The sequence below is a fragment of the Arthrobacter sp. P1_B4 genome (genome assembly GCF_056406555.1).
On the sequence record NZ_JBFTZW010000001.1, the window covers coordinates 130,200 to 156,212 of the forward strand.

The window sequence follows — 26,013 nt, forward strand, 5'->3', positions numbered from 1 at the left end:
TACATATGCCGGGCCGCCATTGTGTTCTGTGCGTCACAGTCGTATCAGCCGCACAGTGCCCGCGGCCCGTGCCGTGTCCTGCCGTGCCGGCCGTCCCGGCGCAGCAAATAGACTGGAGGGCATGGCCTCCGCGACTGGACTCTCCGCAAGCGCACGATTCCTGCGCGGCCGGGTCCGCACCGGCTTTGTCCGGAGCCGGAACTCCCTGGGCCCGGCCATCCAGATGACCACTTGCGCCGTGGGCGCTTACGCTTTCGCAGAATACGTCCTGGGTCACAGCGGGCCGTTGTTTGCGGCCACGTCATCCCTTATTGCGCTCGGTTTTTCCCGCGACCCCCGGCTGCGCCGCGTCATCGAGGTGGGCTTGGGCTGCACACTCGGAATCGTGGTCGGAGACCTGCTGCTGCACTGGCTGGGCTCCGGAATCTGGCAGGCCGCCGTCGTGCTCCTTTTCTCCATCCTGCTGGCCAGGTTCCTGGACAGCGGGACGATTTTCACGACGCAACTGGGCCTGCAGTCGGTGCTCGTGGTGCTCCTGCCCGCACCGATCGGGGGCCCGTTCACCCGCAGCATCGACGCCGTGGTGGGCGGAGTGTTCGCGCTGCTGATGACCGTCCTCGTTCCCAAGGATCCGCGGCGTGAACCCCGCAGCGACGTCAAGAAGCTCCTGCACGAGCTCGCCGAGGTGCTGCGGGAATGCGCCTCGGCGCTGAGCTACAGCGATTCCACCCAGGCCTGGCACGCCCTCATCCGGGGCCGGAACTGCCAGCCGCTCGTCGACGCCATGCGCCAGTCGCTGCGTGCCTCCGGCGAAGTGGCAACCTTGGCCCCAGCCTACCGGCGGCACCGGGACGAACTGGACCAGATGGAGCAGTCGCTGGACTACATCGATCTCGCGCTGCGCAACAGCCGGGTCTTTGCGCGCCGACTGACCAGCGCCATCAACCATGCGGCGCTCTCGGACGAGGCCACCCAGAACATCGCCGAGGTCCTGCAGGAGACGGCCGCCGCCGTCGACGAGCTCTCGCTCGGCCTGGCGGAAGTCCACGACGGCGCCCGCCGCGCCCACCTGCGGACAGCACGCTCGGAGCTGCGGGAGATCGCAGGCCGGCTGCATCCGCGGATACTGGACGTCCAGCGGCTGGAGGGCGAAACGGTGGTCATGTTGTTCCGCCCGCTCATGGTGGACCTGCTCGAGGCCGCCGGGCTGGATTCCAAGGAAGCCCGGGACATCCTGCCCCCGCTGTAGCTGCTGCAGCTGGGGGCACGGGCCTGCTGACCCCGCCGCCGGCGCACTTGTTGTCGCTGGCCCCCGATAGTGTGGACCAATGGCTACGAAGACTTCCCGGGGGCCGAAGGCGCCCGGCTATAAATGCGCCGAATGCGGCTGGACGACGGCCAAGTGGGTGGGCCGCTGCGGCGAGTGCCAGGCGTGGGGCAGCGTGGAGGAGACCGGCACCGCCGTCGCCCGGACGACGGCGGCCACGACGGTCCTGGAACCGGCCCGCCGGATCGCCGACGTCGACGCCACTACCGCCGCGTTCCTGCCCACCGGCGTGGATGAACTCGACCGTGTGCTCGGCGGCGGGCTGGTGCCAGGCGCCGTGATCCTGCTGGCGGGCGAGCCCGGGGTGGGCAAGTCGACGCTGCTGCTGGACGTTGCGGCCAAGTTCGCCCGCACGGCGCAGGACGTCCTCTACATCACCGGCGAGGAATCCGCGGCCCAGGTCAAGCTCCGCGCGGACCGGATCGACGCCGTCGCCGAATCCCTGTACCTGTCTGCCGAAACTGACCTGGGTCAGGCCCTGGGGCAGGTGGAGAAGCTGGAGCCACGCCTGCTGGTGGTGGACTCCGTGCAGACCCTCAGCAGCGCCGACGTCGAGGGCAGCGCCGGCGGCGTGTCCCAGGTGCGCGAGGTGGCGGCGTCCCTGATCGCCGCGGCCAAGCGCCGCAACATGACCACGCTGCTGGTCGGGCACGTGACCAAGGACGGCTCCATCGCCGGGCCCCGGCTGCTGGAACACCTCGTGGACGTCGTCTGCCAGTTCGAAGGCGAACGGCACTCGCGGCTGCGGCTGCTGCGCGCGGTCAAGAACCGCTACGGACCCACCGATGACGTCGGCTGCTTCGATCTGAACGAGGACGGCATCGAGGGCCTCGCCGATCCCAGTGGGCTGTTCGTCTCCCGGACCAAGGAGCCCGTTTCGGGAACCTGCATCACGGTCACGCTGGAGGGCCGCCGGCCGCTGCTGGCCGAGGTGCAGGCGCTGCTCGCCGAGAGTGCCAGCTCCCAGCCCCGCCGCGCCACCAGCGGGCTCGACAGCTCGCGCGTCGCGATGCTGCTGGCCGTCCTGCAGCAGCGCGCCGGCTGCCTGCTGAACAAGGACGACTCGTACGTGGCAACGGTCGGCGGGGTCAAGCTCAGCGAACCCGCCACGGACCTCGCCGTGGCCCTGGCGGTGGCTTCGGCCAAGGCCAGGAAGCCGCTCCCCCAGCGGCTCATAGCCTTCGGCGAGGTGGGCCTGGCGGGCGAAGTCCGCCCGGTGCCCGGCATCAACCAGCGCATCCAGGAGGCGCACCGGCTCGGCTTCACCCATGCCGTGGTACCGGCCAGCCCCAACGGGCACGGACCGGTTCCGGCGGGCTTCTCGGTCCGCGAGGTCGGCCACCTGGCCGAGGCCCTGGGACTGCTGATCAGCTGACGCCGCGGAAGCCGGGCGCCCCGGTGGTCTGGGACCTGGGGACGATGCGAGTTGCCAGAGGTCCGCTGAGGCTGGAAATGCCCTCTTGCCAAAGATACCCCCCGGGGGTATGTTGGGCGTAGCCGCAGATGACTGAGCATCCGTCAGGAGCACACACCATGGAACACCGGCACAGCAGCCCCGGCGCGGACCAGGGCCTCCGAAACCACCGCCCGGGCGGGACGCCGCACGGCAACCATGCTGTGAGCTCCGCCGCGGACGAGCACACGGTACACACTCACGGCCAGCATGCCGGGCACAGCGTCGCGATGTTCAGGGACAGGTTCTGGCTGTCACTGGCCCTGGCCGTGCCGGTGGTCTTCTTCAGCCCCATGTTCGCGGAACTCCTGGGCTACGCTCCTCCCGCCTTCCCCGGCTCAGCATGGATCCCGCCGGTCTTCGGCACGGCGATCTACCTCTACGGCGGCCGTCCGTTCCTCCAGGGCGGACTCAATGAACTGAAGACGCGAAAACCGGGGATGATGCTGCTGATTGCCATGGCCATCAGCGTCGCCTTTATCGCCTCCTGGGTGACCAGCCTCGGCATCGGCGGTTTCGATCTCGACTTCTGGTGGGAGCTGGCGCTGCTGGTCCCCATCATGCTGCTGGGCCACTGGATCGAGATGCGCGCCCTCGGCTCGGCGCAGGGTGCGCTGGATGCCCTGGCGGCGCTGCTGCCCGACGAAGCGGAACGCGTCACGACCGCCGGCACGGAGACCGTCAGCCTCGCCGAACTCCGTGCCGGGGACACCATCCTGGTCCGCGCCGGCGGCCGGATGCCGGCCGACGGCACCGTCAGCGGCGGGCAGGCCGAATTCGACGAATCCATGATCACGGGCGAATCAAAAACCGTCCTGCGGGCCCCGGGGGATCCCGTGGTGGCCGGCACCATCGCCACTGACAACTCCGTGCGGGTCCGGGTGTCGGCCATCGGCGAGGACACGGCCCTCGCCGGGATCCGGCGCCTCGTGGCCGAGGCACAGGCCTCCTCCTCCCGGGCCCAGGCCCTGGCCGACCGGGCTGCGGCCTTCCTCTTCTACTTCGCGGCCGGCACCGGCGTCCTGACGTTCATCTTCTGGACCCTGATGGGCAGCCTAGGAGACGCGGTCACCCGCACTGTGACGGTCCTTGTGATCGCCTGCCCCCACGCCCTCGGCCTTGCCATCCCGCTCGTCATCGCCATTTCCACCGAGCGCGCCGCCCGGGCGGGCGTCCTGATCAAGAACCGGATGGCGCTGGAGCGCATGCGGACAGTCGATGTCGTGCTGTTCGACAAGACCGGAACCCTGACCAGGGGCGAACCGGAACTCAAGGAAGTCGCCGCCGCAGACGCGGGAACAACCGGCCAAGACGCTGCGCAGGATACGGTGCTGGCACTCGCGGCCGCCGTGGAGGCTGACAGCGAGCATCCCCTGGCCCGCTCAATCGTTGCCGCGGCCCGTGAACGGGGACTGAAGCTTCCGACGGCGGACGGGTTCACGTCGCTGACTGGCCGCGGAGTCCGCGCCACGGTCGACGGCCGCACGGTCCAGGTGGGCGGTCCGGCCCTGCTCCGGGAGCTGGGTCTGCAGGAGCCGTCGGATTTGGCCGCCACGACCGGCGCCTGGCTGGAGCGCGGCGCGGCGGTGCTTCATGTCGTGGACGGCGGCAGGGTTCTGGGTGCTGTCAGCCTCGAGGATGCCGTGCGGCCCGAGTCCCGCCAGGCCGTCCGGGCCCTGCAGGCACGCGGCATCAAGGTGGCCATGGTCACCGGCGACGCCCGGCAGGTGGCGCACGCCGTCGCCGCCGAGCTCGGCATCGACGAAGTGTTCGCCGAGGTACTCCCGGCCGACAAGGACAAGAAAGTGGCGGAGCTCCAGGGCCGCGGGCTGAAGGTGGCCATGGTGGGCGACGGCGTCAACGACTCCCCCGCGCTGGCACGGGCGGAGGTGGGGATCGCGATTGGCGGCGGCACGGATGTGGCCGTGGAATCCGCCGGTGTGGTCCTGGCCGGCAACGATCCGCGGGCTGTGCTGTCAATGCTCGATCTTTCCAGGGCGAGCTACCGGAAGATGTGGCAAAACCTCGTGTGGGCCACCGGATACAACGTCATCTCGGTGCCGCTGGCTGCCGGTGTCCTCGCCTTCGCCGGAATTGTCCTGTCCCCCGCCGCGGGCGCCGTGATGATGTCGGCGTCGACCATTGTGGTTGCCCTGAACGCCCAGTTGCTGCGCAGGCTTAAGCTCAACCCGGCCGCGGTCAGCTGACCTGTTGGAGGCCCCGATGCCGGAAACCACCCGCCGTGAGTCATCATTCGGGAGATCGTATGCCCGGGTGGGTCCGCGGATGGACGCCCGCGGCGCAGCAGAGCACCGCCGCCGGCTCGTGGCGCCGGCGCACGGCTTCGTCATCGAAATCGGGGCGGGCTACGGGGCCACCTTCCCGTTCTACCCTTCCGCGGTGTCCGGTGTGCTGGCCCTCGAACCGGACCCCACGCTCCGTGCGCTGGCCCTCGCCGCCGCCGGCAGGGCGCCTGTGCCCGTCACGGTGAGGGACGGCGTGGCGGAAGCGCTGCCGGCGGCGGATGCCTCGGCCGACGTCGTTGTTTCCAGCTTGGTGCTGTGCAGCGTGCCGGACCCGTCCCTCGCCCTGGCGGAGGTGGTCCGGGTCCTGCGCCCCGGCGGCCTGCTGCTGTTCTACGAACACGTCCGCTCAGCGCACCGCCTGCTGGGGGCCGCCGAAGACCTGCTCACACCGCTGTGGGGCCGGCTGGCAGGCGGATGCCACCCGAACCGTGACACCGCCGCCATGATCGCCGCGGCAGGCCTGAGCGTGCAGGGCATCGAGCGCTTCGGCTTTTCGGTGCTTCCCGGCAATCCGCGGCTGGCCCACGTCCTCGGTGTGGCGGGCAAATCCTGAGCACGTTCCGGCACAACGAAAAGGGGGCGCCTGGCGCGATGGCAGACGCCCCTCTCCTGATTTCACTCCGGCTGAGCCGGCCCGGGTTTGCTAGGCCTTCTTGGGCGGCAGGGCCAGCTTGAAGATCTTCGCCCACGTGGAGCCGACCTGCTTCAGCAGCGGGCCCGTGGTGTACGGCAGTCCGTAGCGCTTGCAGATCTCCTGCACCTTCGGCTGCACTTCCGCATAGCGGTTCGAGGGAAGGTCCGGGAACAGGTGGTGCTCAATCTGGTGCGAGAGGTTGCCGGTCATGAGGTGCATGAACTTGGAGCCGGAGATGTTGGCCGAGCCGATCATCTGCCGCACATACCAGTCACCGCGGGTCTCGCCCTCCACCATTTCCTCGGTGAAGGTGTCAGTGCCTTCGGGGAAGTGGCCGCAGAAGATCACTGCGTGCGCCCACACGTTGCGGACGGCGTTGGCGGTCAGCGTGCCGTAGAGGGCCTGCTTGCCGGAACCGGTCAGCATGGCGACGGCGGGAGTGGCGGCGTAGTCCTTGGTGAACTGCGTCAGTGCCTTGCGGCCGAGGGCCTTCAGGTCCTTGGTCAGGGCTTCCTTGGACTTCCGGCCCTCTTTGTAGTCCACCAGTTCGAGGTCGTAGATCGCGATGCCCCACTCGAAGACCGGTGCCAGCAGCGCGTTGTACAGCGGGTTGCCCAGGTTGAAGGGAGTCCATTTCTGGTCCGGATCCATCCGCAGCAGGTTGTATCCGATGTCGTTGTCCTTGCCGACCACATTTGTCCAGCGGTGGTGGAGATCGTTGTGGGTGTGCTGCCAGGAGCGCGCGGGGGTGACGAAGTCCCATTCCCAGGTGGTGGAGTGGATGTCCGGGTCCCGCATCCAGTCCCACTGCCCGTGCAGGATGTTGTGCCCAAGTTCCATGTTTTCCAGGATCTTGGCGAAGCTCAGCAGCGCGGTGCCGGCGAACCAGGCGGGCTTCTTCTTGCTGACAAGGAGCAGGGCACGGCCGGAGAGCTCCAGGCCGCGCTGGATCTTGATCATGCGGCGGATGTAGGCGGCATCGGCGGACCCGCGCTTGGCGAGGATGTCATCCTTGATGGCGTCGAGTTCGCGCCCCAGCTCCGCCACCTGCTCGTCGGAGAGGTGGGCGGCCGCGGGAGGGCGCAGCAGCGGGCTGCCGGTTTCGGCGAGGGCTCCGGGCCGCGTCTTCGCGACCGTGACGACCTTTGCTGTGTCCGCTGAACCGCTGGTGGCGGGGGTGTCGGCGTCGGAAAGGTCCGGTTTGTTGGAAACAATCGTCATGCGGTGATACTCCTCAGAGGTCGAGGTTAACGGGGCCGGCGGCTGCCGACACGCACGTCTGGATTAGTTGGCCGGGCTCGCCGTGCACTTCGTTGGTGCGCAGGTCACGGACGTGGCCGGCCCGCAGCGGGATGAGGCAGCTGTGGCAGATACCCATCCGGCAGCCGCTGGGCATGAGGATGCCGGCGTCCTCGCCGACATCGAGCAGCGGGGTGTCGCCATCGGCCTCGACTTCACGGTCGGAGGCCTCGAAGGTGACCAGGCCGCCGTCGTGCCCTGCGCCGCCGGCGAGGCTGGTGCTGAAGCGTTCGATGGTCAGGGTGCCCGAGCTGGCCGCGGCCTGCTGGGCGTCCTCCGCTTCGGCCTCCCACAACGCCTCGGCGTCGTTGAGGTACCCTTCCGGACCGCATGCGTAGGCGGCGCGCTGGCGCCAGTCCGGGCAGAGCCGGTCCAGGTCGGCGGCCGAGGTGAAGTCCAGCCGTCCGCTCTCACCAGTGAACCAGTGCGTGACGCGCAGGTTGGGGAACTGGTCGGCGAGCTCGGCGAGTTCTTCACGGAAGATGGTGTCCGCGGCGGTGCGGGCGGTGTGGATCAGGACGACGTCCGAATCCGGGCGGTGCGGAACGAGCGTGCGGATCATCGACATCACCGGGGTGATCCCGCTGCCGGCCGTGAGCATGAGCAGCGGCCGCGGATGCTCGGGAAGGACGAAATCGCCCTGCGGGGGCGCCAGGAACAGGACGTCGCCGGGCTTGGTGCCGCGCACGAGGGCCCCGGACACGGCGCCCATGTCGGTCACGGTGATTGCCGGGTCCTGTCCGGCGGGGGCGCTGAGCGAGTAGGACCGCCAGTGGCGGACACCGTCGAGCTCGACGCCAATACGGGCCCACTGGCCGGCAAGATGTGCTTGCCAGCCGCGGCCGGGACGGAAGAAAATGGTGGCGGAATCGGCCGTTTCTGGAACCACCCTGGTGACCACGCCGCGCAATTGGCGGGCGGAAAACACGGGATTGAACAGCGACAGAATGTCTTCTGGAGCTAGTGGGGTGGTCAGTAGAGATGCGGCGCGCGCCAGCTTACGGAGCCGGATCATTCATCAAGCTTATGTCAGATTGCGCCATACTTCTTCACCCAAGGCATACGATCGACTTGAGAAAACTATCCCGCCGCAACAACTCATCGGACTTTCCATGAACACATCCCCTGCCCGGGAGCCTGCCGACCCCACCCCCGCCTACGATCCTCCCTGGCTGGCCCTGCCGCGGGAGGTCAGCGACATGCTGCGGCCGCGGATGCCCGGCATTGTCGAGGCCATCATCGAGGCCGTCCCGCAGCTCGTCCCGGCGTACGCCAGGCCGATCGAGGGGCGCTTTGGCAGGGGGCTGCGCAGGGGCGTGGCCGCGGCGCTGGACCGCTTCCTGCAACTGCCCGGGACCCGGCTGCCGGCGCTGTCCGAGGAAAGCCGGGAACTGGTGGCCGGGCTGGGCAGCGGCGAGTTCCGGCAGGGGCGGAGCATGGACGCGCTCCTGAGCGCCTACCGGATGGGCGCCCGCGTGACGTTCCGGGAGATGTCCAAAGTCTCAGTGGAACACCATCTGGGCCAGGGCGTCGTGGTGGACCTGGGCGAATCGATCCTCGCGTACATCGATGAGCTGTCGGCGGTCAGCGCCGAGGCCTACGCCTTTGAGCAGTCCGAACGGGCCGGAGCAGTGGACCGGCGGCGCACCGAACTGCTGGACCTGCTCCTGCTAGGCCAGGCCGACGAGGCGGCCCTGCGCCAGACGGCGGCGATGGCGGACTGGTCCCTGCCCCAGCGCATGGCGGTGGTGACGCTGCCGCTGGACCGGGCGGCCGGGCTGCGGCTGCGCCTGGGCCCGGGCACCCTTGTGATTGAGCGCGAGACCGATGTTGTCGCCTTGGTGCCGGCGCGGATGTCGCGCTCCGCCCGGGACGACCTGGACCGTGCCCTGAAGGGGCGCGGCGCTTCCGTGGGACCGGCCGGGGGCTGGGAGAGGGTTCCGGATTCGCTGCGGCTGGCCGTGCTGGCGGCCGCAGCACTGCCTCCGCGGGAGGGACCGGATGATCCCCCGATCTGGGCCGACGAGCACCTGGCGCAGGTGATTCTCGGTGCAGAACCCTCAGCGATCACGGAACTCGCCAACCGCCGGCTCGCGCCGCTGGAAGGGCTCCGGCCCGCACAGCGCGACCGGCTCGCCGAAACCCTGCTCTCCTGGTTGCGCCACTGGGGCCAGCGGGCGCCCGTGGCCGCCGAGCTCGGGATTCACCCGCAGACCGTGGGCTACCGGGCAGCGCAGCTGCGCGAGCTCTTTGGCGACGCCCTCGAGGACCCAACGGCGCGCTTCGAACTCGAACTGGCCCTTCACGCCGGCCGGCGGTAGGCCAGCCCGTCAGGCGGACCGCGGGTTACCCGGCGAGCGCCCGCCGGCTGTGGAGCCGCAACTCCAGGTCGTGCATCACGAGCGCCGCCAGGTCCTCCAGCGCAGCCGTGTCCTCATCGCTGAACTCGCGGGGCTCACGGTCCAGGATGCAGAAGGTGCCCAGGTTGTAGCCGTCCGGAGTGCGCAGCGGCACCCCGGCATAGAACTGCAGGCCGAACTCGCCTGCCACGAGGGGGTTGGCCAGCGTCCGGGGATCGTTGACGGCGTCCTGGACAATCCAGGCATCGCCCTGCAGGACGGCGGAGGCGCACAATCCGGGGTCCCGGCCGATTTCCGTGACATCCGTGCCGTGGTGGGACTTGAACCAGATCCGGTCATGGTCCACAACACTGACAATCGCCACGGGCACCGAGAACATGCGTGCGGCCAGCGCCGCGATCCGGTCAAAGACGCCGTCCGCGGGAGTGTCCAGGATCCGGTACCGCTCGACCGCCTGCATGCGCCCTTCTTCGTCGGTCAACAGCGCGGCCCGGTCCCGGCGGCGGCGTCCTGTGCCGTTGATGACTTCCTGGCGCAGGGCCAGGGACACTTCCCGGGCCGGCGGGCGGGCGGCCGGATCCCTGTCCAGCATGGAGGTCAGCAGGGCCGCCCACATGGGCGCGATGTCTTCAGGGACGTCCGGGTCGTGGAGCAGCCGGGCCAGGGCGGACTGCACCGGCGCGCCGGGATAGGCCATTTTCCCGGTCAGGCCTTCCAGCAGGACCAGCCCCAGCGAATAGACGTCGCTGGCGGGGCCCGCCGGTTCGCCGGCAGCCTGTTCGGGGCTGAGGTAGGCCGGGGTGCCGGAGCTGTCATCGGGGTCGCCGTGGTGGCCTTCGCGGATGGTGATGGCCACGCCGAAGTCACTGAGTTTGGCGCGGGCGCGCCGGTCCTCGACGCTGTAGTCCACGAGCAGGATGTTGGCCGGCTTGACGTCCCGGTGGATGATGCCGTGGTGGTGGATGTGCGCAAGACCGTCGGCGAGATCGTGTCCGATCAGCGCCATGTGGGCCGCCGACAGCGGGCCCTCGGCCGAGCGGCGGCGCAGGTCGGGGCCGCGGACGAGTTCCATCACCAGATAACTGAGCCGGCGGGTCGGGTCACTGAGGTCCGTGCCGGCGTCGAACAATGTCACGAGGGCGTGGTGGGCCATCCCCGCCAGGATCCGCACTTCATCGGCTTGCCTGCGGGTCCGTTCTTCGTCCACTGTCCCGTCGCGGAAGAGTTTGACTGCCACTTCACGCCCCAGGACCTCGTCCGTGGCACGGTACACGCTCGATTGGCTGCCCCGGCCAATGAGTTCTTCGATCCGGTAGCGCCCGCTGAGCAGGAAACCGGGGTCCATGGTTGTCAAAGGTCTACGTGGTCCCTCTAATGGGGCCGCCGCTGGAAGCGGGCGGATCAGTCCAAAGCCGGGACAAATCCCGGCACCCGCATCATAAGCAAGCTTACTTATCATAACGTGGAAACCGGATTCCGGAAGACTTCCGGGGAGTCTTTCGGTCCGCCGCCTAGGCTATTTTGCGGGGTTGTGGGTCCCGATCGGCACCAGGGTGAGGTCAGGGTGGTTCTTTTCAATCCGGCGCAGGGCCCAGACGTCGTTGAACAGGGCCAGGTATTCCCCGTCGGAGCGCAACAGGACTTCGGCGCCGGGGACGTTGGCCAGCGCCGGCATGGCGTCGGCGGTCGAGATCCGGGCCATGGAATACGGGAGCCGCTCCAGCCGCATCGGGGCGCTGAAGTCGTGCGCCATGCGGTCCTCGACCACTTCGAACTGCATGGGGCCGACGGCGGCAAGAACGGGCGCCTGGTCGCCGCGGATGTCGGAGCGGAGCACCTGGATGACGCCCTCGTGCTCGAGTTGTTCGATGCCGCGGCGGAACTGCTTGAACCGGCTCGGGTCCTTGGAGCGCGCCACCTGGAAGTGCTCCGGGGCGAACAGCGGGATCGCCGGGAACTCTACGGGCTGGTCCAGGAACAGGCTGTCCCCCACCCGGAGGGAGGAGGCGTTTACGAGGCCCACCACGTCGCCCGGGAAAGCCTCGTCGATCACCTCGCGTTCGCGGCCGAAGACCTGCTGGGCGTACTTGGTGGCGAAGGATTTCCCCGTCCGGGTCTGGGTGACCACCATGCCGCGCTCGAACATGCCGGAGCAAACACGGATGAAGGCAACGTGGTCGCGGTGGGCCTTGTTCATGCCGGCCTGGACCTTGAAGACGAACCCGGCGAACGGGGCATCCACGGGGCGGGGGTCGCCGTCGACGTCGGGCCGCGGTGCAGCGGGCGGGGCGAAGTCGACGAGGGCGTCGAGGATTTCCTTGACGCCGAAGTTCAGCGCGGCCGAGCTGAAGAGGATCGGCGTCGCCTTGCCGGCGTGGAAGGCCGCGACGTCGAACGCCAGGTTGGATTCGATGACCAGTCCGGCCTCGTCCACGGCGTTGGACCAGTCGTCGCCCTGGCTGGCGGCGGCCTCGTCGGGGGTGAAGTATTCGGTGAGGGCGATGTTGGCGCCGGCGTTGTTGCGCTTGAACTGCGCGAAGCGGTCGTTGCGCAGGTCCCAGACGCCGCGGAAGTCGCCGGAGATGCCAACGGCCCAGGTCAGCGGCATCGGCTGCAGGCCGGTGCGTTCGGTGATCTCGTCCATCAGCGCCAGGGCGTCCAGGCCGGGCCGGTCCCACTTGTTGATGACAGTGATGATGGGCAGGTTGCGCTGCTTGCAGACCTCGAAGAGCTTCATGGTCTGGGTTTCCAGGCCCTTCGCGGCGTCGACCAGCATGACGGCACAGTCCACGGCCGCGAGCACGCGGTAGGTGTCCTCGGAAAAGTCGGCGTGGCCCGGGGTGTCCAGGAGGTTAATGACGGTGTCCCGGTAGGCGAACTGCAAAGCGGCAGAGCTGATGGAGATGCCGCGGTCCTTTTCCATCTGCATCCAGTCCGAGACCGTCTCCTTGCGGTTGGCCTTTCCGCTGGAGGCGCCGGCCGTGCCGATCACCTTTGCGTGCAGCGCCAGGGCCTCCGTCAGGGTGGATTTGCCGGCGTCGGGGTGCGAAATGACCGCGAAAGTCCGGCGCCGGGCCGCCTGCTTGTGAATCTCCTGGACTCGGGCGGGGCTGAGGACTTCTTGAGACACGATGCTACTTTCGCTGCGGCAGTGGACGGGTCACGGCGCGGAGAGCCCGCGGTACACCCAAGGATCCAAGTTTATCGCAGGCCGCGGACCGCGGACGAAGCTGCGGCCGGACCGCGCATGAAGCTGCGCGGGGCCCGGGCACGAAGCTGCGGCCTTGCGGCGCCAAAATGCCCTCACGGACGGCGCCCGCGCTAGCCCTTCAGGAGGCCCGCGGCGGCACGCCGCAATGGACCACTTTAAGGCTTGCCTGTGCGGAAGTGGCCGTGCTTTACCCCTATCATGGGGAGATCGGGGAACTGAGTACTTTGATCCTGCCGGGAGACCCTGGAATCCGGCGCACTTGCAGGCTCGTCCCTGCACCTTTGAAGGGAAATCTATGGCTCGGAGCCCTGAAGATGCGCTCAAGGCGACCCTGGCCAGGGTGGCACCGGGCACAGCCCTCCGCGACGGCCTGGAACGCATCCTCCGCGGCCGGACCGGCGCGCTGATCGTGCTGGGCATCGACAGGACCATCGAGTCCATCTGTTCGGGCGGCTTCGAGATCGGCATCGACTTCTCCCCCACCCGGCTGCGGGAACTGGCGAAGATGGACGGCGCCATCGTCTGCGACAAGGATGCCAGCAACATCCTGCGCGCGGCCGTCCAGCTCGTCCCGGACTCGAGCATCGAAACGCAGGAATCGGGCACCAGGCACCGGACCGCGGAACGCGTGGCCATCCAGACGGGCGTCCCGGTCATTTCGGTCAGCCAGTCAATGCAGATCATCGCGCTGTACGTGCACGGGCTGCGCCACGTCCTGGAGGGCTCCGAGAAGGTCCTGGCCCGCGCCAACCAGGCCCTGGCAACCCTGGAACGCTACCGCTCGCGCCTGGACCAGGTCACCAGCTCACTCTCCGCCCTGGAAATCGAGGCCATGGTGACGGTCCGTGACGTAGCGGTCACCCTGCAGCGCCAGGAAATGGTGCGCAGGATCTCCGAGGAAATCTCCCAGTACGTCCTGGAACTGGGCGAGGACGGCCGCCTGCTCTCGCTGCAGCTGGACGAGCTCACCGTCGGCCGCGGCCCGGGCAGCGACGTCATCATCCGGGACTACTCCGGTCCGGCCGCAACAGCGGAGGACATCGACAAAGCGGTCAAGGCCCTCGTCAGCCTGGGCCCGACCGAGCTGATCGACTTGGGCAAGATCGCCGGGATCGTCGGCTTCGCCGGCGGCGAGGCCAACCTCGACGCCGTCGTGCAGCCGCGCGGCTACCGCCTGCTCTCCGGGCTCAAGGCCGTGCCGAAGGCCGTCGCCGACCGGCTCGTCGACCACTTCGGTGGCCTGCAGTTCCTGATGGCGGCAACAATCGATGACCTCATGACCGTCGACGGGATCGGTGACCAGCGTGCCAGGACCGTCAGGGAGGGCCTGAGCCGCATGGCCGAGGCCAGCCTGCTGGACCGCTTCCTCTAACCCCCTCCACAAACCCGTCGGGGGTAGCTGGAGTTATACGGGTCAGCTGAGCTGGAACACGGCCTTGGGGCTGTTCTTGTTCGCCAGCCGGGCGGTGAAGACGTAGTAGGCGCCGCCGGCACCGGGCGTGGCCTCGACGGACTCGCAGCCCTGCACCGTGCGGTTGCGCTGCCACGGGAAGTTCGCCGTCTCACTCTTGCCCGGAGCAATGGTCTTCATCAGGTCCGCGCTCTCCGCCTGGCAGTCCTTGGAGGAGAAGATCCGGTCCGAGCCGCTGGTGATCATGTACTCCATCTGCGACGTCCCGATGTTGACCTCGCACGGGACCTTGTTGTTGTTGGTCACCGTGAGGCTCAGCAGCGGCTTCTCACCGGCGGCGTAAGCCTGTTTGTCGGTGGCGGCCGTAACGGTGATCAGATTCTGCTCGCAGCCCTCCCCCGATGTGGCCGTGGGTGAGGCCGAAGCCTCCCCGGACGCCGTGGGGCTCCCCGACGCGGAGCCAGCCGGGCTGGCCGCCGGCGACGCCCCTGCCCCGGACGGCTGGGCGCCGGCAGACTGGCCCCCGCCCATGGCATTCGAGACCGCCACAAAGCCGCCGAAGGCCACCGCGATGACGAGCAGCAGGACCACCCCTGCAAACAGCCGGCGGCGGCGGTAGACCCGGCGCAGCGGGGGCCGTCCGGATTTGCGCCCGGATTGCCCCGTGGCCGAACCTTTCGGCCGCGAACCGCCCGTACCTGAAGTGCCTTGCCTGACCATTCTTCTAGCCTAGAGAACCGCGCGGGCTATGGCGCCCGACCACGCCGCGGGACCGGACGCCGTCCCGATCCGTTACCCCGATCTATTACGCTGAATGGATCGAAACTCTAACCCCCACGCCCCCCGCATCCGCCGCGGCACCGCCGGAACCCCTGCCCGCCGGGGCGCCCGGCCGCGCCGGCAATCTCCCAGCCCTCCATGCGGCCCTGGATGACTGGTTCGCGTCCAACGCCAGGGACCTGCCGTGGCGGGCCGCGGACTGCACGCCCTGGGGTGTGCTGGTCAGCGAAGTGATGCTCCAGCAGACGCCGGTGGTCCGGGTCCTGCCGGTCTGGGAAGAGTGGCTGCGCCGCTGGCCGGAACCTGCAGATCTGGCCGGCGAACCCGCCGGGGAGGCCGTCCGGTCCTGGGGCCGGCTGGGATATCCCCGGCGCGCCCTGCGCCTGCATGCTGCCGCCGTCGCCATCAGGGACAGCCACGGCGGGGCCGTCCCCGACACCCATACCGAACTCCTGGACCTGCCGGGCGTGGGCAGCTACACGGCCGCGGCCGTCGCCGCGTTCGCCTACGGACGCCGCGAAACGGTGGTGGACACGAACATCCGCCGGGTCCACGCGCGGCTGGTCACCGGCTCTGCCCTGCCGGCGCAGGCCCTGACCGCCGCCGAAATGCGGCTGGCGGCATCGCTGCTCCCGGACCGCCCCGACGCCTCGGTGCGCTGGAACGCCGCCGTCATGGAACTCGGCGCCCTGGTCTGCACTGCTCGGACCCCCAAGTGCGGCCAGTGCCCTGTCCGGGAGTCCTGCGCCTGGCTGGCGGCCGGGGAGCCGGCGCCGACGTACACGCCCAAGGGACAGGCCTGGCACGGCACGGACCGGCAGGTGCGCGGCGCCGTGATGGCCGTCCTGCGGGCAGCCGAGGAGCCCGTGGCGCCGGTCCTGTTCCACCAGGCTCCAGCGGACCTGGGCTTCGAACCGCAGGGCATCGGCATCCCGCTCGCGGCCCTGCACCGGCTCAACGCGGCCCCCGAGCAGCTGGAACGGGCGCTGGCAGGGCTGCTGGGCGACGGCCTCGCCGAACTGCACCAGGGCGGCTTCCGGCTCCCGGGCTGAGGATCTACGCTGGAGCATGCGCAAGCTGGCGGCCGCGGCCGTGCTGGTCCTCACCGCAGTCCTGGCTGTCTCGTGCCGGCCGGAGGCCGCCTGCCCGGCGATCGCCCAGGCGCCCGTTGTGTCGCTCACGGTGGACCGGGAGTACGCCCCGTCAGTGCGGACCATCCACCTGGCCGCCTGCCAGGACGGCCGCTGCAAGGAGGCGGACCTCGAACTGGTTCCCGGGAGCACGGCCGTGGACCAAGGCTGCGAGCCGGGCCCCTACGGCGGCGACGGCGTCTGCTCGGCCACTTCCTCACCCGACGGGACCCTGACCGGAATGCTGATGATGGAGACGCTGAGCGCCAGCCGGATCGAGGTGACGGCCACGGGCACGGACACCGCGGGGAACCCTCTGCCGGCCCGGACCGCGGCGTTCACGCCCAGGTCGGCGCACCCGTTTGGTGAGCAGTGCGGAACCTTCATCACCGCCAGCGTCGTGCTCGACGCGGCCGGCCTCCGCCAGGCACCCTAGCGCTTACGGCTCACCGAACCCCGAGCCGACCAGGCGTTCCAGGTAGTCGACCGCCTTGGCGGCGTCCGGGCCGCTGGCCTCCACGTGCAGGACGGTTCCCTTGCCGGCGGCGAGCATCATGAGTTCGGTCATGGAGGCGCCATCGGCGCCGTTCACGGTCACCTCGGCGTCCATGGCGGACAGGCCTCCGGCGATCTTCGCTGCCGGCCGGGCATGCATGCCGGTCTGGTTGACGAGTTCAAAGTCCCCGGTGGCGTCCGGCGGCTGCTGGTGCACATGCCCCGCCTCCGCGGGATGGGCCGGGGGCCGGTAGACGGCCTCGGCCGCGTCCTTCACCGCCGCCGCTTCGGCCCCTGCCTGGGCAGCCACCGCGGCCGCGACGAGTCCTTCGACGATGGGCGCGTCAGCAATCAGCACCGAGCCCGGGTCGGCTGCAAACTCCGCAGCGGACTCGGCCGTCATCACCGCGGAGCCGAGGTCGGCGAGCACCACCACACCGTCACCGGCAGCCTGCTCCAGGGCCGCCATGACCTTGTCCAGGCTCGTGCCGATGCGGCCGTCGTCGGTGCCGCCGGCGGGCAGGATCAGGACGTCGGGAGCCATCTGCGCGGCGAGTTCGACGGCGCCGTCCGCGATCTTGGAGCTGTGCGAGACGACCACCAGCCGGACTGTCATTCGGCCGCTCCGGCCGCGGCGCGCAGAATCAGCGCGCTGGAGACCGCTCCGGGGTCGCGGTGGCCGATGCTGCGCTCCCCCAGGTAGCTGGCCCGGCCCTTGCGGGCGAGCATCGGATCCGTGGACACGGCGCCGGCTTCGGCGGCTTCCGCCGCGGCTAGCAGCACCTTCCTGACATCCCCGTCGCCGTCGCCAGCCGCTGCGGCGGCTGCCTCGATCGCGGGTGTCCAGGCGTCCACCATGGTCTTGTCGCCGGATTCGGCCTTGCCGCGGGCGACGATCCCGTCGCGGGCGGCCTGCAGCGCGGCGGCGAGGGTGGCGGCGTCGACGTCGGAGGCCTCACCCAGGGCCGTGGCGGCCCGCAGGAACGCCGTGCCGTACAGCGGGCCGGCCGCCCCGCCGACCTTGGACATCAGCGTCATGGCCGTCAGTTTCAGGGCCGCGGCCGGGGTTTCGGGCGGCGTCTCGGCAAGTTTGTCCATCACGGCCTTGAAGCCGCGGTCCATGTTCTCGCCGTGGTCCGAGTCCCCGATGGGCCGGTCCAGCTCGATCAGTTCCACCCGGTGCTCCGCCATGGCCTGCGCCGAAAGCGTCAGCCACCGCACCGCCCAGCCGACGTCCAAGCCCACGGTCAGACGCCCCAGCGAAGGGCCGGAGTGTGCACCGGAGCGTCCCAGAGTGTTGTCATCTCGTCATCGAGGCGCAGGACAGTGATGGAGCAGCCCTGCATTTCGAGGGACGTGATGTAGTTGCCCACCAGGGAGCGGGCCACGGTGACGCCCTGCTCGGCCAGTTTCTGCGCGGCCCTGCGGTAGACGATGTACAGCTCGCTTTGCGGGGTGCCGCCCATGCCGTTGACGAACAGGAGCACCTGATCCCCGGAAGCAAGGCCGAGGTCGCTGACCACCGGATCCAGGAGCCGGTCGGTGATGCCGTCGGCGTTTTCCATCGGGATGCGGTGCCGTCCCGGTTCGCCGTGGATGCCGATGCCGATCTCGATCTCGTTTTCCTCGAGCTCAAAACTGGGCACCCCGGCATGCGGAACGGTGCAGGCAGACAACGCCACGCCCATGCTGCGCACGTTCTGGTTGACGCGGTCACCGATCGCGGCGACGGCGTCCAGGTTGTCACCGCGCTCGGCGGCCGCACCGGCGATTTTCTCGACCAGGACGGTGCCGCCGACGCCCCGGCGCCCGGCCGTGTACAGCGAATCCTGCACTGCGACGTCGTCGTTGACGAGCACGGTGCGGATCTCGACGCCTTCGGCCTGCGCGAGTTCGGCGGCGGTTTCGAAGTTCAGGACGTCACCGGTGTAGTTCTTCACGATGTGCACGACGCCGGCGCCGGAGCTTACGGCCAGCGTGGCCGGCAGGATCTGGTCCGGAGTGGGAGAGGTGAACACGGCGCCCGGGACGGCGGCGTCGAGCATGCCCAGGCCCACGTACCCGCCGTGCAGCGGTTCGTGTCCGCTGCCGCCGCCGGAGACGAGCCCGACTTTCCCTGCGACGGGAGCGTCCTTGCGCACGATGTATTTCGGGTCCGGGAAGACGGTCACGAGGTCGGCGTGAGCAAGCCCGAACCCCTCCACTGACTCGTCGACCACGGCTTTGGGATCATTGATGAGTTTCTTCATGGCGGTGCTCCCTGGATGGTGTCCTGGCTGCTTGCTTAGACCCTACTACCGGGGCACGGCCGGCGGTAGGCTCCCCGTTCCCCCGGCCCGGGCTCCCTGGCGGGCTGCGAATCCCGGGGCGGCGGGGTTGTGGCCGCGCGTTCCGAACCCCCGCGCTTCAGGCCTGTTGGTCAGCCCACGCCGGAGAATGCGGCCAGGCATCGACGCCCAGCCATGAGAACGGCGGCGCGGCGAGCCGGCCCTTGCGGGCGCGGGACGTGGCCGGCGGTCCCGACGCGGCAGATACTGTCTCGGCGGTTTGCCCCGTCACGGGCGCGCCGGTGCCGGGCGAGGAGTGGTTAGCGGGTTCGGGCGGCAGCGCTTCCAGCGGCTGGTCCGGCGGCCCTGCCGGAGCGCTGGCGATTGAGCTGTGGATTGCGGAGAGATCGGGAAAAATCACGGCTTTGTGCAATTTTTTGCCTCCGGAAGTATGGCGGCCCACCCCCTGGGCCGGCATCAGTTTATCCACCAAATTTACTGAAGGGAAGCCCTGCGTGGACGTCGAGTTCCTGGCGGCTGCCGGCGCCGGCCTGGAGCCACTTTCGCTGGCCGGGGCGCCGCCTTCGCTGGCCGGCGAACAGCCGCGCGCAGCCGCAACCCGGCGGCGGCTACAGCTCCTTGATCATCCTGGTGTTGCCCAGCGTGTTCGGTTTGACCCGCGCCAGGTCCAGGAACTCGGCCACGCCTTCGTCGTGCGAGCGCAGGAGCTCGGAATACACCACGGGGTCGACGGCGGTCTGGTCAGCCATGACTTCAAAGCCGTGCTTTTTGAAGAACTCCACTTCGAACGTCAGGCAGAAGACCCGGGAGACTCCCAGTGCGCGGGCATCCTCCAGCAGGCGCTCCACCAGCGCGTGGCCCACGCCTTTGCCGCGCCAGGCGTCCGAGGCCGCGAGGGTGCGGACCTCCGCGAGGTCCTCCCACATGACGTGCAGCGCCCCGCAGCCGATCACCCCGCCGTCTTCGGATTCGGCGATCCGGAACTCCTGCAGGCTTTCGTAGTAGGCCACGGTTTCCTTGGCCATGAGGATCCGCTGGTCGGCCAGCGGCGCCACGAGGGTCTTGATGGCGCCAACGTCGTCGGTGCGGGCGGGGCGGATGCGGATCGTCTCAGTCGCGGTCTCAGTCACGGTCTCAGTCACAGCCCAATCTTACGGGTGCCCCGGGCCCGGCCGGCTCTCTGCCGGCACGGGCCCGGTCCGTCAGAGACCGAGTTCGTCGGGGACGGGAACGTCCTTGTCCAGCAGGTTCCTAGCCAGGAAGTGCTCCACGACGCCGTACCAGACCTTGGCGTGCTGCGGCTGCAGGATCCAGTGGTTCTCGTCCGGGAAATACAGGAAACGGTGGTCCGTTTCGCCGTTTCCGTCTGCCRCCAGCTGCGACTTGGCGAGCAGTTCGTACCAGAGCCGGAGTCCCTCGCCGATCGGCACGCGGTAGTCCTTGTCGCCATGGATGACCAGCATGGGAGTGCGGATGTTCTCCACGTGCAGGTGCGGGGAGTTCTCCAGCGCCATCTCGGCCGTCATCTCCTTGAGCCAGTACTGCGCGGCGTCGGTGGTGGGGCCGAACTGGTCCAGGGCCCAGAGGCTGGCGTGCGTGACGATTGCCTTGAAGCGGTCCGTCTGCCCGGCCACCCAGTTGGCCATGTACCCGCCGAACGAGCCGCCCATGGCGGCCGTGCGCGTCTGGTCGATGTCGGGGCGCTGCACGACGGCGTCGGTGATGGCCATCAGGTCGGTGAACGGAGCCTTGCCCCATTCCCCCCAGCCACGCTGGATGTGGTCCTGGCCGTAGCCGGTGGAGAGGGCGGGGTCCGGGAGCAGCACCGCGTAGCCGCGCGCCACCAGCAGCCACGGGTTCCAGCGCCAGGTCCAGGCGTTCCAGGATCCCAGCGGGCCGCCATGGATCCAGAGCAGCAGCGGGGCCGGGGCCGCGGCGGACGCGCCCTCGGGCAGGGCCAGGTACGCGGGCACACGGGCCCCGTCGGCCGCCGTCGTCTCCACGCGCTCCAGCGTGCCCGTGAAGCGGGGGCGTTCCGCGGGCGCGGGCAGGCGGACGACGTCACCGGAGGCGAGGTCGATCCGTACAGGTTCGGCGGGGAATTCGTAGGAGCTGCGCAGGGCGTAGGCGCTGCGTCCGTCCGGTGCGACAACGACGTCGGTGTACGCCGCGGCGTCGGCCGTCAGGCGTAGCACTTGGGCCGCCCCGCCCGGGTCTCCGGCCACACCGATCCGGAATACCGGCGATGCGCCGTCCTCGTCGGCGATGACCAGCAGGGCCGATCCGTCCGGCAGCCATGCGGCAGGGCGGGCCCAGCGGTCCCAGTCATGGGCGAGCGGCGTCAGGGCGCCGTCCCCGGCCGCCGGGCCGGCGACGTCGAGGAGGTGCAGCAAGACCCGCGGGGCCGCCATCGGCGTGGTGTCGCTTTCGCTGACCACCACCAGGCTCCGGCCGTCCGGACTGACCGGGCCCGGGAAGTAGCTCTGGCCTTTCGTGTCCAGAAGGACCGTGCGGGTGCCGGTGGCGACGTCGATGGCGACCAGGACGGAACGTGAATCGGCATTGGCGAGGGGCTTGGCGAAGCTGCTGTAAATCGTCGTGCCGTCCGGGCTGAGCACCGATTCGGCGTCCCTGAGCCGCATGCCGGCGTCGGGCGTCAGGTTGCGCAGCTTCAGCGGCGGCGCGGCGTCGACGGTGGCCGGCTTTCCGGCCTCCAACGGGTCTCCGGGTTCGACGGCGAACAACCGCGGCTGCGCCGGGCCCAGGTCCGCATCCCAGTAGCGGACAGGGTAGCCGCTGTGCAGGATGGCCGCGACCTTGTTGTCCTTGCGCGCTTTCCGGCGTTCCTCGTCATTGTCCTCGTCCGTGGAGCCGGCCAGGACCGAGGCCGCGACCACCACGGTGTCGGCGTCCTTGGCGGCGTGGACCCCGCCGATTCCGCCGGCCCGGGACAAGGCCACCCGGGCTTCGCCGCCGTCGGACGGCAGGATCCAGAGGGCGTTCACCGGGTCTGCCTCGGGGCTCTCCGGATCGGGACGGGCCGAGGTGAAGTACAGGTCGCCGTTGGCGGCAAACACCGCACCGGCCTCCCCTTTGGCGCTGCGTGTGATCCGGCGGGCCTGTTTGGCCCCGCCCGGATCCACCTCCCACAGCGCGGTGCAGTATTCGGTGCCCTTCGCGCCGAGGGTCGCCACGGTGGTCACCAGCCGGGCGCCGTCCGGGCTCAGCGTCAAACCGCTCACTCTGGGGATCGCGAGGTAGTGGTCCAGATCGTGGAAGGGGGTCTCGGGTTGTTCGCTCAGGGTCTCTGAGTCCTTAGCAGCCATGCACCGATTCAACACCGTATGTGGTATCGATCACAAAACGTTCACTAAGAGTGAAACACTGCTTTCAGACACGGCTCCCCTATCATGCGGGACGGGCCCTGGCACTTCAGCACGGCCACCGTTCGCCGAAGATGGCCACTAAGCCAGCTCCCATAGCGGCCATCTCCGGCAAATGCTTCACGACGGCGGGCAACGCAAAGGCCCCGCCGTCCCTTTCGGGGCAGCGGGGCCGTTGTTGATGGTGCTTAGACGCTCGGAGCGATCTCCGGGATGCGCGGCTTGGCGTTGCCGGCGAAGGTGAACTTCGCGTCGTCGCCTTCGCCTTCCACGTCCACCACCACGATGTCGCCGGAGTGCAGTTCGCCGAAGAGGATCTTCTCGGAGAGCTGGTCCTCGATCTCGCGCTGGATGGTGCGGCGCAGCGGCCGGGCACCCATGGCGGGGTCATAGCCGCGGGTCGCCAGGAGAACCTTGGCCGCGGACGTGAGCTCGATGCCCATGTCCTTGTCCTTGAGGCGCTTCTCCAGGCGGGCGACGAACATGTCCACGATCTCGATGATCTCGTCCTGGGTCAGCTGCGGGAAGACCACAACATCGTCAACACGGTTCAGGAACTCGGGGCGGAAGTGCTGCTTGAGCTCTTCCGTGACCCGGGCCCGCATCCGGTTGTAGCCGGTCTGCGTGTCCGTGCCGGACTGGAAGCCGGTGGCAACGCTCTTGGAGATGTCCCGGGTGCCGAGGTTCGTGGTCATGATGATCACGGTGTTCTTGAAGTCCACCACGCGGCCCTGGGAGTCGGTCAGGCGGCCGTCTTCCAGGATCTGCAGGAGCGAGTTGAAGAGATCGGCGTGCGCCTTCTCCACTTCATCGAACAGGACCACGGAGAACGGACGACGGCGGACCTTCTCGGTCAGCTGGCCGCCTTCCTCGTAGCCCACGTAGCCCGGAGGGGCACCGAAGAGCCGCGACACCGTGTGCTTCTCCGAGTACTCGGACATGTCCAGGGTGATCAGGGCGTCTTCCTCGCCGAACAGGAACTCGGCGAGGGCCTTGGCCAGTTCGGTCTTGCCGACGCCGGTGGGGCCGGCGAAGATGAACGAGCCGCCCGGACGCTTGGGGTCCTTGAGGCCTGCTCGGGTGCGCCGGATCGCCTGGGACAAGGCCTTGATGGCCTCGTTCTGGCCGACCACGCGCTTGTGGAGTTCGTCTTCCATCTTCAGCAGGCGCGAGGACTCTTCCTCGGTCAGCTTGAAGACCGGGATGCCGGTGGAGTTCGCCAGCACCTCGGCGATGAGGTCTTCATCAACTTCGGAGATGTCGTCCATGCCGCCGGTCTTCCACTGGCGTTCCTTTTCGGCGCGCTCGGCAATGAGCTTCTGCTCCTTGTCGCGCAGCGAAGCGGCGCCTTCGAAGTCCTGCGCGTCGATCGCGGATTCCTTCTCCAGCTTCATGGCGGCGATCTTCTCGTCCATGATCTTGAGCTCCGGCGGGGCAGTCATGCGGCGGATGCGGAGCCGTGCACCGGCCTCGTCGATCAGGTCGATCGCCTTGTCCGGCAGGAAGCGGTCCGAGATGTAGCGCTCGGAAAGGGCCGCCGCCGAGGCGAGGGCGCCGTCGGTGATGGTGACGCGGTGGTGTGCCTCGTACCGGTCGCGGAGGCCCTTGAGGATCTCGATCGCGTGCGCGACGGAGGGTTCCTTGACCTGGATCGGCTGGAAGCGGCGCTCCAGCGCGGCATCCTTCTCGATGTGCTTGCGGTACTCGTCCAGCGTGGTGGCACCGATGGTCTGGAGCTCGCCGCGGGCCAGCATGGGCTTCAGGATCGAGGCCGCATCGATGGCACCTTCGGCGGCACCGGCGCCCACCAGGGTGTGGATCTCATCGATGAACAGGATGATGTCGCCGCGGGTGCGGATCTCCTTGAGGACCTTCTTCAGGCGCTCTTCGAAGTCGCCGCGGTAGCGGGAACCGGCCACGAGGGACCCGAGGTCCAAGGTGTACAGCTGCTTGTCCTTGATGGTCTCCGGGACATCGCCGCGGACGATCGCCTGGGCCAGGCCCTCGACGACGGCGGTCTTGCCGACGCCGGGCTCACCAATCAGCACAGGGTTGTTCTTGGTGCGGCGGGAAAGGACCTGCATGACGCGTTCCATTTCCTGCTCGCGGCCGATCACAGGGTCCAGTTTGTTCTCGCGCGCCGCCTGGGTCAGGTTGCGGCCGAACTGGTCAAGGACAACGGACCCGGCCGGGGTCCCCTCAGCCTGTCCGGGGCCTACACCGGCGCCCGTGGCTTCCTTGCCCTGGTAACCCGAGAGCAGCTGGATAACCTGCGACCGGACCCGGTTCAGGTCTGCGCCGAGCTTAACGAGCACCTGGGCGGCAACGCCTTCGCCCTCCCGGATAAGGCCGAGGAGGATGTGCTCGGTACCAATGTAGTTATGGCCCAGCTGCAGCGCCTCGCGCAGCGAGAGCTCCAGGACCTTCTTGGCGCGGGGGGTAAAGGGGATGTGGCCGGAGGGCGCCTGCTGGCCCTGGCCGATGATCTCCTGGACCTGCTCGCGGACACCGTCGAGCGAAATGCTCAAGGATTCAAGGGCTTTGGCGGCAACACCTTCACCCTCATGGATCAGACCCAAGAGGATGTGTTCGGTACCAATGTAATTGTGGTTCAGCATGCGTGCCTCTTCTTGGGCAAGCACAACTACGCGACGGGCACGGTCCGTAAATCGCTCAAACATTTCGCCACACTCCTAGCTACGACGTACTTTGATGCTACGTGGCCGGGTTCCAGATTTGGGGCTTGTTCGCCACAGGGGAAACCGGAGGGTTGCGCAACCGCGCCCGGACCGGGTCCCCCGGCCAGGGGCAAGAACCGCCCGGAACCCCTCCGGACCGGCGCATTCTGCCCATCCGGAAGGGCGAAACCGGCCGCTAAGCGGGCCGTTCCGGCCGCGCGGACGGGCGGACGGGCGCACCGCCGGAAGGGTGGACGTTGCAATGCCGGACGGGCGCCGACGGCATGGCAAAGGTTCCCGAATTGCCGAAGATGGCCGCTAAGCCTGGACCCATTGCGGCCATCTTCGGAAAATGGTTCACCTCGTGCGGGACATCTGCCTGGAAATGCTGCCGGGGAGGAACACGGGCGGCGGAGTCTGTTCATCGCCGGACGGGCGGGCCGATCTGCTGGACGGGCGCCCCGACGCCGGCATGGCAATGCCCCCGTCAGATAACGGGGGCATTGGCATTTGACAGACGGTCGATTACGACGCCATGAAACGTGATTGCGGCTGGATACTGCGCCCTCATGCCGGGCCCCGCACTGCACCCTGACGCGGGTCCCTGCTAGGAATTAGCCTTTTGGTAAGCTTCCTGAATTTCAGCCTGGATGCGCCCGCGGCTGTTTACCGCATAGCCGTTGTCCCGTGCCCACTGGCGGATCTGGGCAGAGTCCTGATTCCGTCCGCTGGAAATTTTCGTGCGCGTGGCGCGTCCGCTTGACGTTTTGCGCGCGTGCGTCACAAATCGGTCCACCGCGGAGCGCAGTTCTGATGCATTGCTTGACGACAGGTCTATTTCGTAGCTGACGCCGTCAAGGCCAAACCGGACAGTTTCGTCCGCGGATCCCCCATCCAGATCATCAACGAGGATGATTTTTACTTTCTGTGCCATAAAGGACTCTCTTTCCAAAGATCGAGCGTTAAGAAAAGCAGGATGTATCTGGAATAAGTATCCTCCGCGTTACAGCAGGGAGTCAAAGCGCAAAACCCTGTCCAAAGGAAAACCGAAGGCGGTAATAGGGAACTATTACTTCTTTCGGGTAATTAGCTTCCCAGGGTCCCGGATTCCGGTCCTTTGGCCCTAGTTTCGGCTTCGGCATGGGCGCGGGCTTCTGCCTGCCGCTCTGATTTGTCGGCATTGAATATGGATTTCATGGCAAACCAGAAAAGCAGGCCCACCACGATGGGGGGCAGCAATACGGCGATATAGTCCATG

At 68.5% G+C, this 26,013-nt stretch carries 22 protein-coding genes; 8 read left to right on the forward strand and 14 right to left on the reverse strand.

What is annotated here, in order from left to right; translation table 11 throughout:
• Positions 1 to 121 precede the first annotated feature (121 nt).
• The 4 genes from AC1D1W_RS00650 (at position 122) to AC1D1W_RS00665 (ending at position 5,639) form a co-directional block, all read left to right on the forward strand.
• Positions 122 to 1,249 (forward strand): FUSC family protein, encoded by a 1,128-nt coding sequence (locus AC1D1W_RS00650; RefSeq protein ID WP_028276614.1) that lies wholly within the window; start codon positions 122 to 124, stop codon positions 1,247 to 1,249.
• A gap of 79 nt (positions 1,250 to 1,328) precedes the next feature.
• Positions 1,329 to 2,702, forward strand: a complete 1,374-nt coding sequence (gene radA, locus AC1D1W_RS00655) for a DNA repair protein RadA (protein ID WP_223914678.1) — start codon at positions 1,329 to 1,331, stop codon at positions 2,700 to 2,702.
• Between the two features lie 158 nt (positions 2,703 to 2,860).
• Positions 2,861 to 4,987, forward strand: a complete 2,127-nt coding sequence (locus tag AC1D1W_RS00660; RefSeq protein ID WP_476942685.1) for a copper-translocating P-type ATPase — start codon at positions 2,861 to 2,863, stop codon at positions 4,985 to 4,987.
• A gap of 16 nt (positions 4,988 to 5,003) precedes the next feature.
• Positions 5,004 to 5,639, forward strand: coding sequence for a class I SAM-dependent methyltransferase (locus tag AC1D1W_RS00665; RefSeq protein WP_243178329.1), 636 nt, complete (start codon positions 5,004 to 5,006; stop codon positions 5,637 to 5,639).
• Between the two features lie 90 nt (positions 5,640 to 5,729).
• Here AC1D1W_RS00665 and AC1D1W_RS00670 read toward each other — a convergent pair whose 3' ends face one another.
• Together AC1D1W_RS00670 and AC1D1W_RS00675 are read right to left on the reverse strand one after the other, a co-directional pair.
• Positions 5,730 to 6,941: a fatty acid desaturase family protein gene (locus AC1D1W_RS00670; protein WP_243178328.1), complete on the reverse strand. Its 1,212-nt coding sequence runs from the start codon at positions 6,939 to 6,941 to the stop codon at positions 5,730 to 5,732.
• Between the two features lie 13 nt (positions 6,942 to 6,954).
• On the reverse strand, positions 6,955 to 8,034 hold the full coding sequence (locus tag AC1D1W_RS00675) for a ferredoxin reductase (protein WP_243178327.1): 1,080 nt from the start codon (positions 8,032 to 8,034) through the stop codon (positions 6,955 to 6,957).
• Between the two features lie 97 nt (positions 8,035 to 8,131).
• Here AC1D1W_RS00675 and AC1D1W_RS00680 point away from each other — a divergent pair, with 97 nt between their 5' ends.
• Positions 8,132 to 9,340, forward strand: a complete 1,209-nt coding sequence (locus tag AC1D1W_RS00680) for a PucR family transcriptional regulator (protein WP_243178326.1) — start codon at positions 8,132 to 8,134, stop codon at positions 9,338 to 9,340.
• Between the two features lie 25 nt (positions 9,341 to 9,365).
• On the opposite strand, the gene AC1D1W_RS00685 is transcribed toward AC1D1W_RS00680, so the two are convergent.
• Both AC1D1W_RS00685 and AC1D1W_RS00690 read right to left on the reverse strand, forming a co-directional pair.
• Entirely contained in the window at positions 9,366 to 10,724 is a 1,359-nt protein-coding gene (locus AC1D1W_RS00685; RefSeq protein ID WP_243178325.1) for a protein kinase domain-containing protein, read from the reverse strand.
• 171 nt (positions 10,725 to 10,895) lie between these two features.
• Positions 10,896 to 12,509: a peptide chain release factor 3 gene (locus AC1D1W_RS00690; RefSeq protein ID WP_028276909.1), complete on the reverse strand. Its 1,614-nt coding sequence runs from the start codon at positions 12,507 to 12,509 to the stop codon at positions 10,896 to 10,898.
• 376 nt (positions 12,510 to 12,885) lie between these two features.
• On the opposite strand from AC1D1W_RS00690, the gene disA reads away from it, so the two are divergent.
• Positions 12,886 to 13,962 carry a DNA integrity scanning diadenylate cyclase DisA gene (gene disA / locus AC1D1W_RS00695; RefSeq protein ID WP_018774911.1) on the forward strand — a complete coding sequence of 359 codons (1,077 nt, stop codon included), beginning with the start codon at positions 12,886 to 12,888 and terminating at the stop codon, positions 13,960 to 13,962.
• 42 nt (positions 13,963 to 14,004) lie between these two features.
• On the opposite strand, the gene AC1D1W_RS00700 is transcribed toward disA, so the two are convergent.
• On the reverse strand, positions 14,005 to 14,721 hold the full coding sequence (locus AC1D1W_RS00700) for a hypothetical protein (protein WP_243178324.1): 717 nt from the start codon (positions 14,719 to 14,721) through the stop codon (positions 14,005 to 14,007).
• 275 nt (positions 14,722 to 14,996) lie between these two features.
• Here AC1D1W_RS00700 and AC1D1W_RS00705 point away from each other — a divergent pair, with 275 nt between their 5' ends.
• Positions 14,997 to 15,833: an HhH-GPD family protein gene (locus tag AC1D1W_RS00705; RefSeq protein WP_308197224.1), complete on the forward strand. Its 837-nt coding sequence runs from the start codon at positions 14,997 to 14,999 to the stop codon at positions 15,831 to 15,833.
• A gap of 16 nt (positions 15,834 to 15,849) precedes the next feature.
• Positions 15,850 to 16,347, forward strand: a complete 498-nt coding sequence (locus tag AC1D1W_RS00710; RefSeq protein WP_476942686.1) for a hypothetical protein — start codon at positions 15,850 to 15,852, stop codon at positions 16,345 to 16,347.
• 3 nt (positions 16,348 to 16,350) lie between these two features.
• Here AC1D1W_RS00710 and dhaM read toward each other — a convergent pair whose 3' ends face one another.
• From dhaM to AC1D1W_RS00755, 9 genes are all read right to left on the reverse strand, one after another.
• Positions 16,351 to 17,022 (reverse strand): dihydroxyacetone kinase phosphoryl donor subunit DhaM, encoded by a 672-nt coding sequence (gene dhaM / locus AC1D1W_RS00715; RefSeq protein WP_243178322.1) that lies wholly within the window; start codon positions 17,020 to 17,022, stop codon positions 16,351 to 16,353.
• The gene (dhaL, locus tag AC1D1W_RS00720) at positions 17,019 to 17,651 is read right to left on the reverse strand and encodes a dihydroxyacetone kinase subunit DhaL (protein ID WP_243178321.1); all 633 of its coding nucleotides are present in this window, start codon (positions 17,649 to 17,651) and stop codon (positions 17,019 to 17,021) included. The genes dhaM and dhaL overlap by 4 nt, the downstream gene beginning before the upstream one ends.
• A gap of 2 nt (positions 17,652 to 17,653) precedes the next feature.
• Complete coding sequence (gene dhaK, locus AC1D1W_RS00725; RefSeq protein ID WP_223914689.1) at positions 17,654 to 18,655, reverse strand: dihydroxyacetone kinase subunit DhaK; 1,002 nt, start codon at positions 18,653 to 18,655, stop codon at positions 17,654 to 17,656.
• A gap of 157 nt (positions 18,656 to 18,812) precedes the next feature.
• Positions 18,813 to 19,094, reverse strand: coding sequence for a hypothetical protein (locus AC1D1W_RS00730; protein ID WP_476942687.1), 282 nt, complete (start codon positions 19,092 to 19,094; stop codon positions 18,813 to 18,815).
• A 208-nt stretch (positions 19,095 to 19,302) separates the two neighbouring features.
• The gene (locus AC1D1W_RS00735) at positions 19,303 to 19,836 is read right to left on the reverse strand and encodes an amino-acid N-acetyltransferase (RefSeq protein ID WP_173403079.1); all 534 of its coding nucleotides are present in this window, start codon (positions 19,834 to 19,836) and stop codon (positions 19,303 to 19,305) included.
• Positions 19,837 to 19,896: 60 nt separating this feature from the next.
• The gene (locus AC1D1W_RS00740; RefSeq protein ID WP_476942688.1) at positions 19,897 to 22,020 is read right to left on the reverse strand and encodes a S9 family peptidase; all 2,124 of its coding nucleotides are present in this window, start codon (positions 22,018 to 22,020) and stop codon (positions 19,897 to 19,899) included.
• A 245-nt stretch (positions 22,021 to 22,265) separates the two neighbouring features.
• Positions 22,266 to 24,758: an ATP-dependent Clp protease ATP-binding subunit gene (locus AC1D1W_RS00745; protein WP_028276917.1), complete on the reverse strand. Its 2,493-nt coding sequence runs from the start codon at positions 24,756 to 24,758 to the stop codon at positions 22,266 to 22,268.
• A gap of 604 nt (positions 24,759 to 25,362) precedes the next feature.
• Positions 25,363 to 25,689, reverse strand: coding sequence for a histone-like nucleoid-structuring protein Lsr2 (locus AC1D1W_RS00750; RefSeq protein WP_028276918.1), 327 nt, complete (start codon positions 25,687 to 25,689; stop codon positions 25,363 to 25,365).
• A 152-nt stretch (positions 25,690 to 25,841) separates the two neighbouring features.
• Complete coding sequence (locus tag AC1D1W_RS00755; protein WP_223914693.1) at positions 25,842 to 26,012, reverse strand: hypothetical protein; 171 nt, start codon at positions 26,010 to 26,012, stop codon at positions 25,842 to 25,844.
• Between the last annotated feature and the right edge of the window lies 1 nt (position 26,013).

Coding starts and splice junctions, on each gene's coding strand:
- AC1D1W_RS00650 (WP_028276614.1), top strand. CDS start 122: ATGGCCTCCGCGACTGGACTCTCCGCAAGCGCACGATTCCTGCGCGGC.
- radA (WP_223914678.1), top strand. CDS start 1,329: ATGGCTACGAAGACTTCCCGGGGGCCGAAGGCGCCCGGCTATAAATGC.
- AC1D1W_RS00660 (WP_476942685.1), top strand. CDS start 2,861: ATGGAACACCGGCACAGCAGCCCCGGCGCGGACCAGGGCCTCCGAAAC.
- AC1D1W_RS00665 (WP_243178329.1), top strand. CDS start 5,004: ATGCCGGAAACCACCCGCCGTGAGTCATCATTCGGGAGATCGTATGCC.
- AC1D1W_RS00670 (WP_243178328.1), bottom strand. CDS start 6,941: ATGACGATTGTTTCCAACAAACCGGACCTTTCCGACGCCGACACCCCC.
- AC1D1W_RS00675 (WP_243178327.1), bottom strand. CDS start 8,034: ATGATCCGGCTCCGTAAGCTGGCGCGCGCCGCATCTCTACTGACCACC.
- AC1D1W_RS00680 (WP_243178326.1), top strand. CDS start 8,132: ATGAACACATCCCCTGCCCGGGAGCCTGCCGACCCCACCCCCGCCTAC.
- AC1D1W_RS00685 (WP_243178325.1), bottom strand. CDS start 10,724: ATGGACCCCGGTTTCCTGCTCAGCGGGCGCTACCGGATCGAAGAACTC.
- disA (WP_018774911.1), top strand. CDS start 12,886: ATGGCTCGGAGCCCTGAAGATGCGCTCAAGGCGACCCTGGCCAGGGTG.
- AC1D1W_RS00700 (WP_243178324.1), bottom strand. CDS start 14,721: ATGGTCAGGCAAGGCACTTCAGGTACGGGCGGTTCGCGGCCGAAAGGT.
- AC1D1W_RS00710 (WP_476942686.1), top strand. CDS start 15,850: ATGCGCAAGCTGGCGGCCGCGGCCGTGCTGGTCCTCACCGCAGTCCTG.
- dhaM (WP_243178322.1), bottom strand. CDS start 17,022: ATGACAGTCCGGCTGGTGGTCGTCTCGCACAGCTCCAAGATCGCGGAC.
- dhaK (WP_223914689.1), bottom strand. CDS start 18,655: ATGAAGAAACTCATCAATGATCCCAAAGCCGTGGTCGACGAGTCAGTG.
- AC1D1W_RS00745 (WP_028276917.1), bottom strand. CDS start 24,758: ATGTTTGAGCGATTTACGGACCGTGCCCGTCGCGTAGTTGTGCTTGCC.
- AC1D1W_RS00750 (WP_028276918.1), bottom strand. CDS start 25,689: ATGGCACAGAAAGTAAAAATCATCCTCGTTGATGATCTGGATGGGGGA.
- AC1D1W_RS00755 (WP_223914693.1), bottom strand. CDS start 26,012: ATGGACTATATCGCCGTATTGCTGCCCCCCATCGTGGTGGGCCTGCTT.